Here is a 12,564-nt window from a genome sequence, read left to right as displayed (position 1 = left end):
ACTCTCTCAATATGGTTGCACCACTCCAGAAACCTTGTGCAGCCGGGCTTTGCGGCGGATGGCCGCCCACCGGGCCGCGCAGGTTGCGCTCGGTATTTTCCCTGGTCCAACAACACGCAGGACAACCCTAATCGATTCCGCGGCCGTGCCGTTATACAAACAGAGCGGGGGTTGTTGGTCACAAGAAAGAGCGAAGGGACCGGAAAATGGAAAAGCTGCTGGTAATCGCAGGGATCTGGACGATGTGCGCCATGTGCGCCGTGCTTTTCATGCGCGGTGCGACGGCGCCGGATGAACGCCGCATGACTTTGAAGCGAGCGTCGCGTAGGGAAGTGGCCGATACCGTCGGCCAGTAAGGAAGGAAACGGGAAGTTGACGTCGGGTGTCCCGCTGTTGTGACAGCGGGACCAAGTCTGCTCGTGTGCGGCGCAGTTGCCCGCTAGATATCGAGCGGATCGACTTCGAGATTCCAGCGCAGCACGCCGCGCAATGCGCGCAGCGCAGGCTGCCACGCGCGCAGCGTTGCCTGCAGCGCGGCACGCGACTGGCTTTCCACGAGCAGTTGCGCGCGATGCACGTTCATCACCTTGACGATGGTGAGCGGCACCGCGTCGTAGGCCATCACGCGCTCGGCGCCCGGAATCGCCGTGAGCGCTTCTGCGGCTTGGGCGAGAAACGCCAGCGCGGCCTCGAGCGTGCGCCCTTCGGCGCGCAATAACGCCTGATACACGAACGGCGGCAGGTGCGCATCGCGCCGTTCCGCGACCTGCGTATTCGCAAACCCCACATAGTCCTGACGCGCCAGCGCGTGATAGAGCGCATGGCGCGGATAGCGCGTCTGCACGAGCACCTCGCCGGGCAGTCCGGCGCGCCCCGCGCGCCCGCTCACCTGCATCAGCTGCGCGAACAGGCGCTCGCTCGCCCGGAAATCGTGCGAAAAGAGCGCATTGTCGGCGTTCAGCACGCCAACGAGCGACACGCGCTGGAAGTCGTGCCCCTTCGCGATCATCTGCGTGCCCACCAGGATATCGACTTCGCCCGCGTGCACGTCGGAGAAAAGCGCCTGCGCGCTGCCCTTGCGGCGCGTGCTGTCGGCGTCGATGCGCAGCACCCGCGCGCCCGGCACCGCGCTCGCCAGCGCCTCCTCGATACGCTGCGTGCCGCGCCCCATCGGCGCGATATCGACGTTGCCGCACTCGGGGCACGAATGCGGAATGCGCGACTCCCATCCGCAGTGGTGGCAGCGCAGCGCGCGCTCGGGCTTGTGCAGCACGACGTACGCGCTGCAGCGCGGGCAGCCCGCCACCCAGCCGCACGCGTCGCACGCGAGCGTGGGCGCGTAGCCGCGACGGTTCAGAAAGATAAGGCTCTGCTCGCCGCGCTCCAGGCGCGCCTTCATCGCGGCGACCAACGGCCCGGAGAGCCCTTCGAACGAGGCGCGGCCGCGCCGCCGCTCCTCTTCGAGATCGATCAGCTTGACGGTGGGCAGCACCGCGTCGGCAATCGCGCGGCGCGAAAGCGTGAGGCGCGTGTAGCGCCCCTGCTCGGCCTGCCACCAGCTTTCGAGCGACGGCGTGGCCGAGCCCAGCACGACCGGCACGCCCAGTTGCTTTGCGCGCCAAACCGCGAGGTCGCGCGCCGAGTAGCGCAGCCCTTCCTGCTGCTTGTAGGCGGGGTCGTGCTCCTCGTCGACCACGAGCATCGCGAGGCGCGGCAGCGAGGCGAGCACCGCGAGCCGCGTGCCGAGCACGATGCGCGCGCGGCCCGTGTGCGCCGCGAGCCAGTTGCGGGCGCGCTCGCCTTCGGCCAGGCCGCTGTGAAGCGTGACGATGGCCTCGTCGTCGAGCGTGGCCGCGAAGCGCGTGCGAAACGCCGCCTCGAACTGCGGCGTGAGATTGATTTCGGGAACCAGCACGAGCGCCTGGGCGCCCGGATCACGATCGAGCAGCGCCGCGAGCGCGCGCAGATAGACCTCGGTCTTGCCGCTGCCCGTCACGCCGTGCAGCAGGAAGGGCGCGAAGCCGCTTGCCGCGCCGATCGCTTCCACGGCTTCGGCTTGCTCGTCGCTCAGGCGCGGGACTTCCACGGCTGCCTTGGCATCCGCGGCGCCGCTGGACGCGCTTGCGGCTGCGCCAAACTCGATGGACTCATGCTCGACCCAGCCAGCGTCGCACCAGGCGTCGAGCGTCGCAATCGCCTTGGGGTGCAGCGCGCGGGCCGCCGCTGCGTCGAGTTCCCCTGCATCGGTCAACGCCTGCGCGAGACGGCGCAGGGCCTGTGCGCGAGCCGGCAACGCGTCGGGCAGCGCGGCGCGGCCTTCCGGCAGCAACCGGTAGCGCTCCTCGGGAGCCAGCAGCCGCGCCCAGCGCGACGGATCGCGCAATGCCTGCGGCAGCGCCGGCAAGGCGACTTCACCCAGGCCGCGCTGATAGTAGTCGGCGGCGAAGCCAGCCAGCGCGAGCCATTGCGCCGAAAGCGGCGGGCACGCGGCGCACACCGCGCTCACGTCGCGCAGTTTGTTTGCGGGCACGTCGCTGTGAGCATTCACTTCGCAGATGAGGCCGACCACGTCGCGGCGCCCGAACGGCACACGCACGAGCATGCCGGGCTCGGGCGCGTGCTCGAGGCCGTAGCGATAGTCGTAGAGCGCATCCAGTGGATGGTCCAGCGCCACGCGCACGTACTGCCCTGTCATGCCTCGCTCCCAGGGAAGTTCCGTACGCCAGCGCACAGACACGCAAACCTAAAGTAATACTTGAGATTTCGCGCTAAGTTTTGGATTCCGCAGAACAATCGCGCCCCCGAATCTGCGCCTGTGGATAACTTTGTTGAGAACTTCCCGGGCGCCGCCGTGGCGCGCCCGCGCGTCGTCGTTATGTGGGATACCGCACAGAGCGCCGTGGAGCGCCGAAAGCCTTGTCTGTCAAGGGTCTGATTGATTCTGCTCAGACTTGTGCGGGCACCTGCGACAACCTTTCCCTCTTGCGCGCCGCAACGAGGCAAGTGTGCATAAGTCAAGTCTTGACAGGACCGCGATGGCGTCTGGATGGCCTCTTGGGCCCGGTCATACCCTGATGCCCGGAGCCCAGCTTGCTGCGACGCACCAAAAACGTCACGCACCGGTCGCGCGAATCGCGCGGCTGTGACGATGCACTTCGTCCACGAGTTCAGCGACGCTTTCGGGCGGCGTGAACTGCGAAATGCCGTGGCCGAGGTTGAACACGTGGCCCGGGTGGGCGCCAAAGCTGTCCAGTACCGCGCGCGCCTGCTCGCGAATCGCGGCCGGAGAAGCGAACAGCACCGTGGGGTCGAGGTTGCCCTGGAGCGCCACGCGATCGCCCACGCGCTCGCGCGCGCGGCCGAGATTGACGGTCCAGTCGAGACCCACTGCGTCCACGCCCGTATTGGCGATTTCATCGAGCCAGAGGCCGCCGCCCTTCGTGAACGTGATCACCGGCACGCGCTCGCCATCGTGCTCGCGCTTGAGCTGCGCCACGACCTGCGCGATGTACGCGAGCGAGAAGCGCTGGTACGCGCCGTCTGCGAGTGCGCCACCCCAGGTGTCGAAGATCATCACGGCCTGCGCGCCCGCTTCGATCTGCGCGTTCAGGTAGGCCGCCACGGCCTGCGCGTTGACTTCGAGAATGCGCTGCATGAGGTCCGGGCGCGCGTACAGCATCGACTTCACCGTGCGGAAGTCGTCCGAGCCGCCGCCTTCGACCATGTAGCACGCGAGCGTCCACGGGCTGCCCGAAAAGCCGATGAGCGGCACGCGCTGGCGCCCGTCTGCATTGGTAAGCGCGCGGCGAATTTCACGCACGGCATCGGTCACGTAGCCGAGCGTCGCGCCGATATCCGGAACGGCCAGGCGCGCCACGTCTTCTTCGGTGCGAACGGGGTGCGCGAACTTCGGTCCTTCGCCCGCCTGGAACGAGAGGCCGAGACCCATCGCGTCTGGAATCGTCAGGATGTCGGAGAACAGGATCGCGGCGTCGAGCGGGTAGCGCTCGAGCGGTTGCAGCGTGACCTCGGTGGCGTAATCGGGATTCTTTGCGAGCCCGAGGAAGCTGCCCGCGCGGCTGCGAGTGGCGTTGTACTCCGGCAGATAGCGGCCTGCCTGGCGCATCAGCCAGATCGGCGTGTACTCGGTCGGCTGGCGCAGCAACGCGCGCAGGAAGGTGTCGTTCAGGAGAGTGTGGGCCACGTGCGAGATGCGCGAAGTCGCGCCAAGGTTCGGAAGCAAGCGACCATTTTACCGGAGCGGCCGCCGCGCCATGCCGCTGATGGGCGGCATCAGAAAGCGCAATGACACTGAAGTATAGGCGCCTGCATACCCAGGTAAGTCCGCGCTTATCCACTCCGCACGTGAGGACTATGATCGGACGGCTTTCTAATGAATTACATCAATCAAAACTATATACGGAGACACCATGAAAAAAGCCGCCCTCGGCCTGACGATCGTTAGCGCCGCTTTGCTGAGCGCATGCGCCACGGGTCAGTCCACCGCTACGTCAGCCAACACCGCACAGGCTGCCGCGCCTTCACGCCTCGATGAAATCATCGCGCGCGGCACGCTGCGCGCCTGCACGACCGGCGACTACAAGCCCTACTCGTTCTACAGGCAGGACGGCACGTTCGAAGGCATCGACATCGACATGACGGAGTCGCTTGCGAAGTCGCTGGGCGTGAAGGCCGAGTTCGTGAAGACGTCGTGGTCGAATCTCATGAACGACTTCCTCGCGAAGTGCGACGTTGCGGTGGGCGGCGTCTCCACCACGCTCGATCGGCAGAAGCGCGCGTTCTTCACCGAGGCGTATCAGGTCGACGGCAAGACACCGATCGTGCGATGCGACGACGTCAAGAAGTACCAGACGATCGCGCAGATCAATCAGCCTTCGGTGCGCGTGATCATGAATCCGGGCGGCACGAACGAGCGCTTTGCGAAGCAGTTCTTGCCGCACGCGAATCTCATCATGTATCCGGATAACGTGACGATCTTCAAGCAGATCCTCGCGGGCAAAGCCGACGTGATGGTGACCGACGCGTCCGAGACCATGCTGCAGCAGAAGCTCAACCCAGGCTTGTGCTCAGTGCATCCCGACAAGCCGTTCCAGTACGGCGAGAAAGCATGGATGGTGCCGCGCGGCGATGTGGTGTTCCAGCAGTATGTCGATCAGTGGCTGCACCTTGCGCGCGCGAGCGGCGAATATCAGGCAATCTCCGACAAGTGGCTGAAGTGAAGCGCTGACCCGCGCCACGTTGTTATGGCCCTTCGAATTGCTACGATGAGTTGCAGAAGTTGCCGTAGCACGAGGCGCGCAAAGTTTGCATTTCGCGCGCGCGCGCGATATCGACGCATTGCGCATGTGCGCAACCGGTAAATCCGTACGGTGCGCGTCGCGCACTGAAGGCCCATGCCTTGGGCCTTTCCTCATGCAATACGAATCCTCGTACGCGAACCGTCATCCAGACCGTCAGGCAGCCTCGGGAAATAGCGGTAAAAATGACTTCCCTGAAACGCCCAGGAAGGCAAAAAGAGGCTCGGAGCCTTATCTGGCGGGCGTTACAACCTGAAACACTTTGTTACCGCGAAGCTATCTTAATTCGCCCACAATGCCTTCAACGGTTTCAACACGGATGTGGCTCGGTGCCAGTGTGAGCGGACACAAAACACCTGCCGGTCGGCCCTACGCCGAAGCCCTCTCGAGGGGCATCCTTGTTGGAGCCGTGACCGGCGTCGAAGACGTTTCATGACCCGGCTCCTCCTTTGGTCTCCTCGCGCTAACCCCGTAGCGTGTGGTTTTTAGCGGGCTCCAGGCCCGCTTTTTTTTCGCCTGTACGTTTCGTCATTCACCAGGCATCGCTCTCATCCAACTCCCACCATCAGACAATCGTTCGGTTTCCCGACTATTTTTTCGCGTCCGGGAAAACTGCCGCGACGTCGTGAGTCGGACGCCGCAGCCATCGTTCATCAAGCCGTCTTCTGCTCGCTGATCTTGAGTTCCTCGATCATGCGCGCGCGCATCACGAACTTCTGCACCTTGCCCGTTACGGTCATCGGCAGTTCGTCGACGAAGCGGATGTACTTCGGAATCTTGTAGTGCGCAATCTGCCCCTGGCAGAACGCCTGAATGTCTTCCGCCGTTGCCGCTTCGCCTGGACGCAGCACGATCCATGCGCACACTTCCTCACCGTACTTAGGATCGGGCACGCCGAAAACCTGCGCGGACTGCACCTTCGGATGGCGGAACAGAAACTCTTCGATCTCGCGCGGGTAGATGTTCTCGCCACCGCGAATGAGCATGTCCTTCAGGCGGCCGACGATGTTGCAATAGCCTTCGGCGTCGATCGTCGCGAGATCGCCCGTATGCATCCAGCCATCGACGATCGACTCGGCCGTTTTCTCCTCGTCGCCCCAATAGCCCTGCATCACCGAATAGCCCTTCGTACACAGCTCGCCCGTTTCACCCACGGGCACGGTATTGCCGAGCGCGTCGACGATCTTCACTTCGAGATGCGGCTGAATGCGGCCCACCGTGGTCGTGCGCTTGTCGAGCGGATCGGTCGTCGAACTCTGGAACGACACCGGGCTCGTTTCCGTCATGCCGTAGGCGATGGTGATTTCGGCGAGATGCATCTTCGAGACTACGCGCTTCATCGTCTCGATCGGGCACGGCGAGCCGGCCATGATGCCCGTGCGCAGCTTCGAAAGATCGAAGCGCGCGAACTCCGGATGATCGAGTTCGGCGATGAACATCGTAGGCACGCCGTGCAACGCCGTGCAGCCCTCTTCCGAGACGGCTTCGAGCGTCGCGCGCGGATCGAAGGCCTCGCCCGGGAACACCATGTTTGCGCCCACGGATACGCATGCGAGCACCGCGAGCACCATGCCGAAGCAGTGATAGAGCGGCACCGGAATGCAGAGCGAATCCATTTCCGTGAGGCGCATCGCCTGGGCGATGAAACGCCCGTTGTTGAGCACGTTGCGGTGCGTGAGCGTCGCGCCCTTCGGATTGCCGGTCGTGCCGCTCGTGAACTGGATGTTGATGGCGTCATCAGGCGATAGCGTCGCGTCGATCGCGTCGAGCCACGCTGTGCCATCGCGGGCGATGCGCTCGCGGCCCATCTCAACGAGTTCGCTGAAGCAGAGCATGCCGGGCGTGGCCGTGTCGCACATGCGCACGACCGCGCGCAGCTCGGGCAGGCGCGCTGCCTGCAACTGGCCAGGCGTGGCGCTCGCAAGCTCGGGCGCGAGCGTCTGCAGCATCTCCAGATACTTCGAAGTCTTGAAGCTCTCCGCGGAGACGATCGCCTTGCAACTGACCTTGTTCAGCGCGTATTCCAGTTCGGCGAGGCGATACGCGGGATTGATGTTGACGAGTACCGCGCCGATACGCGCAGTCGCAAACTGGGTGAGCAGCCATTCGACGCGATTGGGCGACCAGATACCAACGCGATCGCCCTTGACGATGCCTATCTCTGCGAAGCCGGCTGCAAGCACGTCCACTTCAGCGGCGAACTCACGCCAGTTCCAGCGGATACCCTGCTCGCGGAACACCACGGCCGGGCGCTCGGGAAACTGCATTGCAGTCTGCTGTAGGAACGTACCGAGGGTCGCGTCGCTGAGCGGCACATCAGTCGTGCCTCGCACGTAGGAAAGCCCGTCTTTCGGCGCGATGAGCGGCTCATGTACACCGGGCGCGGCGCGCGCGCCTGCTGCGTCGATTGCCATGATGGCTGTCTCCTGGGGAGCATCACTCCCGCGTTTGAAATGAATTTGAAAACTATTGTGCCACCGGCTCTCCCGGGGGCGGCATCAAGTCTTACCCGCAGGGTCTGGGCCGGCTGCGAACGCATGATTTGGCATTACCTTTCCGTAAACGTCAAGTATGTCAGAGCGTTTTTGTCGACCACCGTGGCTCACGGCATTTATGCCGCGTTTTTTAACGCGATGCCATCGGGCCGTGCCCGTTCAGGGGCGCAGAAATGCAAAAAGGGCTCCCCGTTTGGGGAGCCCTTTTCGCTTCGAACGCCACGCCACGAGGGCGCGCGTACGAGAACCAATTAGTGCTGGTTCATCTTGCGCAGGCGCTGGATCGCCGCGAGCTGCGCGACCGCGTAGGCCAGTTCGGCCTGGGCGGTGGCGTACTCGAGGTTCGAGCCCGCGTTCTGCAGCGTCTCTTCAGCGCGCCTGCGCGCTTCCGTGGCCTTCGCCTCGTCGAGATCCTTGCCGCGGATCGCCGTGTCGGCGAGCACCGTGACGGCGCCCGGCTGCACTTCGAGAATGCCGCCTGCGACGAACACGAACTCTTCAGCGCCGTCTTCCGCCACGATGCGCACGGCACCCGGACGAATACGCGTGATGAGCGGCGTGTGGCCCGGCAGAATGCCCAGCTCGCCCGCCTCGCCCGGAAGCGCGACGAACTTCGCCTGGCCGTCGAAGATGTTCTCTTCGGCGCTGACGACGTCTACCTTGATGGTTGCTGCCATATGTGTCGACTCCTTGGGGTCAATGGGTTGCTGCGGCGGACACGTAACGTGTTACCTGTCCGCGCTTAGGCAACTCAACCCTTACTGGATCTTCTTGGCCTTTTCGAAGGCTTCGTCGATCGTGCCGACCATGTAGAACGCCTGCTCCGGCAGGTGATCGCATTCGCCGCCAACGATCATCTTGAAGCCGCGGATCGTTTCCTTCAGCGGCACGTACTTGCCCGGCGAGCCCGTGAAGACTTCCGCGACGTGGAACGGCTGCGACAGGAAACGCTGGATCTTGCGTGCGCGAGCCACCGTCAGCTTGTCGTCCGGCGACAGTTCGTCCATGCCCAGAATCGCGATGATGTCGCGCAGTTCCTTGTAGCGCTGCAGCGTTTGCTGCACGCCACGCGTGATCGAGTAGTGCTCTTCGCCGATCACGTTCGGGTCGATCTGGCGCGAGGTCGAGTCGAGCGGATCGACTGCCGGGTAGATACCCAGCGAGGCGATGTCACGCGACAGCACGACGGTTGCGTCCAGGTGGCCGAAGGTCGTAGCCGGCGACGGGTCGGTCAAGTCGTCCGCAGGGACGTACACGGCCTGAACCGACGTAATCGAGCCCTTCTTGGTCGACGTGATGCGCTCTTGCAGCTTGCCCATTTCTTCTGCCAGCGTCGGCTGATAGCCCACTGCCGACGGCATACGGCCGAGCAGTGCCGACACTTCCGTGCCAGCCAGCGTGAAACGGTAGATGTTGTCGACGAAGAACAGCACGTCGAGGCCTTCGTCACGGAAGTGCTCGGCCATCGTGAGACCCGTCAGCGCGACGCGCAGACGGTTGCCCGGCGGCTCGTTCATCTGGCCGTACACCAGCGCGACCTTGTCGAGAACGTTCGAGTCCTTCATTTCGTGGTAGAAGTCGTTGCCCTCACGGGTACGCTCGCCCACGCCCGCGAACACGGAGAAACCACCGTGTTCCTTGGCGATGTTGTTGATGAGCTCCATCATGTTGACGGTCTTGCCCACGCCAGCACCACCGAACAGGCCAACCTTGCCGCCCTTCGCGAACGGGCAGATCAGGTCGATAACCTTGATGCCGGTTTCGAGCAGTTCCGCCGACGGCGACAGGTCTTCGAACGCCGGTGCCTTCTGGTGGATCGCGCGCGTCGTTTCGCTCACGATCGGGCCAGCTTCGTCGATCGGGCGACCGAGCACGTCCATGATGCGGCCCAGAGTCGGCTTGCCAACCGGCACGCTGATGGGCTTGCCCGTGTTCTTGACCACGGTGCCGCGACGCAGACCGTCCGAAGCACCCAGACAGATGGTGCGGACAACGCCGTCGCCCAGCTGCTGCTGCACTTCCAGGGTCAGGTCCGACCCTTCGAGAATCAGCGCGTCGTAAATCTTCGGCATGGTCTCGCGCGGGAATTCCACGTCGATCACCGCGCCGATGCACTGTACGATCTTGCCTTCTACCAAAGCAGTTGTACTCATCGATTTTCCTTTAGATACCTGAATTCTTCACTCGCTCACCGGTTCAACACCGGCGCGGTTTCGCAATCGGCTCGCGCTTATCAGACGGCTGCTGCGCCGCCGACGATTTCCGAAAGTTCCTTCGTAATCGCGGCCTGGCGGCTCTTGTTGTACGAGAGCTGCAGTTCGTTGATGACCGTCTTCGCGTTGTCCGACGCCGCCTTCATCGCCACCATACGGGCCGACTGCTCCGAAGCCATGTTTTCCGCCACGGCCTGATAGACCAGGGCTTCGACATAGCGCACCAGCAGTTCGTCCACGACGGTTTGCGCGTCCGGCTCGTAGATGTAGTCCCACGCCGACTTCGGCGTCGTGCCGTCGTCGTTCGCTTCGAGACGCTCGGCCGACAGCGGCAGCAGTTGCTCGATCACCGGCTCCTGCTTCATCGTATTGACGAAGCGCGTGTACGCGAGGTACACGGCGGAAAGCTTGCCTTCCGAGTACTGGTCGAGCTGCACCTTGATCGCGCCGATCAGCTTTTCGAGGTGCGGCGTGTCGCCGAGTTGCACAACGTTCGAGACGACCTTCGCGCGCAGACGGTTCAGGAAACCGAGGCCCTTGCTGCCGATCGCAGTTGCTTCGATCGACGTGCCGGATGCTTCCAGATCCTTGATCTTCTGCAGCGTCGCGCGCAGCACGTTGGTGTTCATCCCGCCGCACAGACCCTTGTCGGTCGTGACGAGAATCAGGCCTGCGACCTTCGCATCGTTGTTTTCCGTCATGAACGGATGACGATACTCGGGGTTCGCACGGCTCATGTGCGCAGCGATGTCGCGGACCTTGTCGGCATACGGGCGGGCGGCGCGCATGCGCTCCTGGGCACGGCGCATTTTCGACGCCGCGACCATTTCCATCGCCTTGGTGATCTTGCGCGTGTTTTGCACGCTCTTGATCTTGCCGCGAATTTCCTTCATTCCAGCCATTGCTTGCTCCTTTGTCGACCCGAGTTAGCGCTTGCGCGCCGACTCGGGTCCCAGTCCGTTTATCGTGTCTGATTCCCGGACGGATCAGTATGCGCCGGACTTCTTGAAGTCCTTGAGAGCCGCGTGAAGCGCGTTCTCGTCGTCCTTCGACAGGTCCTTCTTGTCCTCGATGCGGCCGATCAGGTCGGCGTGCTTCGACTTCAGGTATTCGCGCAGGCCCTTTTCGAACGGCAGGACGTCCTTGACGTCGACGTCGTCGAGGTAGCCGTTGTTCGCCGAGAACAGCGCCACAGCCAGTTCCCACACCTGCAGCGGCTGGTACTGCGGCTGCTTGAGCAGTTCCGTCACGCGGCGGCCGCGCTCGAGCTGCTTGCGGGTCGCTTCGTCGAGGTCCGATGCGAACTGGGCAAATGCTGCCAGTTCACGGTACTGCGCGAGGTCGGTACGGATACCGCCCGACAGCTTCTTGATGACCTTGGTCTGAGCCGCACCGCCAACACGCGACACCGAAACGCCGGCGTTGATTGCCGGGCGGATGCCTGCGTTGAAGAGGTCGGTTTCCAGGAAGATCTGGCCGTCGGTAATCGAGATCACGTTCGTCGGAACGAATGCGGTCACGTCGCCGGCTTGCGTTTCGATGATCGGCAGTGCGGTGAGCGAACCCGTCTTGCCCTTCACTTCGCCGTTCGTGAACTTCTCGACGTAGTCGGCCGACACGCGAGCGGCACGCTCGAGCAGACGCGAGTGCAGATAGAACACGTCGCCGGGGTAAGCTTCGCGGCCCGGCGGGCGGCGCAGCAGCAGCGAGATCTGACGGTATGCCCAGGCTTGCTTGGTCAAGTCGTCATAGATGATCAGGGCGTCTTGACCGCGGTCGCGGAAGTATTCGCCCATCGTGCAGCCGGCGTACGGCGCGAGGTACTGCAGCGCGGCCGATTCCGAAGCCGAAGCGGCGACGACGATCGTGTATTCGATCGCGCCCGTTTCTTCGAGCTTGCGCAGCACGTTCTGGATCGACGAAGCCTTCTGACCGATGGCGACGTAGATACAGATGAGATCCTTGCCCTTCTGGTTGATGATCGCGTCGACGGCCACGGCGGTCTTGCCGCACTGACGGTCGCCGATGATCAGCTCACGCTGGCCGCGGCCGATCGGCACCATGGCGTCGATCGACTTCAGACCGGTTTGCACCGGCTGCGACACGCCTTCGCGCCAGATCACGCCCGGAGCGATCTTTTCGATCGCGTCGGTCATCTTGGCGTTGATCGGGCCCTTGCCGTCGATCGGGTTGCCGAGCGGGTCGACCACGCGGCCGACGAGTTCGGGGCCAACCGGCACTTCGAGAATGCGGCCCGTCGTCTTGACGATGTCGCCTTCCGAGATGTGCTCGTACTCACCCAGAATCACGGCGCCGACCGAGTCGCGCTCGAGGTTCAGCGCGAGGCCGAAGGTGTTGCCCGGGAATTCGAGCATTTCGCCCTGCATCACGTCCGACAGGCCGTGGATACGCACGATACCGTCGGTCACGGAGATCACGGTGCCCTGGTTGCGAACGTCGGCGCTCGCTTCAAGGCCCTGGATCCGGCTCTTGATCAGCTCGCTGATCTCAGAGGGATTGAGTTGCATTATTCGCTCC

At 63.6% G+C, this 12,564-nt stretch carries 9 protein-coding genes; 2 read left to right on the top strand and 7 right to left on the bottom strand.

Going from position 1 to position 12,564, the window contains the following annotated elements; genetic code table 11:
- Positions 1 to 206: 206 nt before the first annotated feature.
- A complete protein-coding gene (locus tag VSR72_RS35605; protein WP_342956925.1) occupies positions 207 to 356 on the top strand; it encodes a hypothetical protein in 150 nt (49 codons plus the stop codon).
- A gap of 83 nt (positions 357 to 439) precedes the next feature.
- On the opposite strand, the gene VSR72_RS35600 is transcribed toward VSR72_RS35605, so the two are convergent.
- Together VSR72_RS35600 and hemE are read right to left on the bottom strand one after the other, a co-directional pair.
- Positions 440 to 2,695 (bottom strand): primosomal protein N', encoded by a 2,256-nt coding sequence (locus VSR72_RS35600; protein WP_342956924.1) that lies wholly within the window; start codon positions 2,693 to 2,695, stop codon positions 440 to 442.
- Between the two features lie 417 nt (positions 2,696 to 3,112).
- Positions 3,113 to 4,204 (bottom strand): uroporphyrinogen decarboxylase, encoded by a 1,092-nt coding sequence (gene hemE / locus VSR72_RS35595; protein ID WP_158758927.1) that lies wholly within the window; start codon positions 4,202 to 4,204, stop codon positions 3,113 to 3,115.
- Positions 4,205 to 4,430: 226 nt separating this feature from the next.
- On the opposite strand from hemE, the gene VSR72_RS35590 reads away from it, so the two are divergent.
- The gene (locus tag VSR72_RS35590) at positions 4,431 to 5,240 is read left to right on the top strand and encodes a transporter substrate-binding domain-containing protein (RefSeq protein ID WP_342956923.1); all 810 of its coding nucleotides are present in this window, start codon (positions 4,431 to 4,433) and stop codon (positions 5,238 to 5,240) included.
- A gap of 731 nt (positions 5,241 to 5,971) precedes the next feature.
- Here the strand turns inward: VSR72_RS35590 and VSR72_RS35585 are convergent.
- The 5 genes from VSR72_RS35585 to atpA form a co-directional block, all read right to left on the bottom strand.
- Positions 5,972 to 7,732, bottom strand: a complete 1,761-nt coding sequence (locus VSR72_RS35585) for an AMP-binding protein (RefSeq protein ID WP_342956922.1) — start codon at positions 7,730 to 7,732, stop codon at positions 5,972 to 5,974.
- Positions 7,733 to 8,064: 332 nt separating this feature from the next.
- Positions 8,065 to 8,490 carry a F0F1 ATP synthase subunit epsilon gene (locus VSR72_RS35580; protein ID WP_342956921.1) on the bottom strand — a complete coding sequence of 142 codons (426 nt, stop codon included), beginning with the start codon at positions 8,488 to 8,490 and terminating at the stop codon, positions 8,065 to 8,067.
- A gap of 81 nt (positions 8,491 to 8,571) precedes the next feature.
- On the bottom strand, positions 8,572 to 9,966 hold the full coding sequence (atpD, locus tag VSR72_RS35575) for a F0F1 ATP synthase subunit beta (RefSeq protein WP_342956920.1): 1,395 nt from the start codon (positions 9,964 to 9,966) through the stop codon (positions 8,572 to 8,574).
- Positions 9,967 to 10,046: 80 nt separating this feature from the next.
- A complete protein-coding gene (atpG, locus tag VSR72_RS35570; protein WP_342956919.1) occupies positions 10,047 to 10,928 on the bottom strand; it encodes a F0F1 ATP synthase subunit gamma in 882 nt (293 codons plus the stop codon).
- An 84-nt stretch (positions 10,929 to 11,012) separates the two neighbouring features.
- Positions 11,013 to 12,554, bottom strand: coding sequence for a F0F1 ATP synthase subunit alpha (atpA, locus tag VSR72_RS35565; RefSeq protein WP_342956918.1), 1,542 nt, complete (start codon positions 12,552 to 12,554; stop codon positions 11,013 to 11,015).
- Positions 12,555 to 12,564: the final 10 nt, after the last annotated feature.

It is taken from the genome of Paraburkholderia sp. JHI869 (genome assembly GCF_038900775.1).
Classification (GTDB): domain Bacteria; phylum Pseudomonadota; class Gammaproteobacteria; order Burkholderiales; family Burkholderiaceae; genus Paraburkholderia.
Note: the sequence above shows the minus strand (reverse complement) of the source record. Positions and strands in the feature narration are given on the sequence as shown.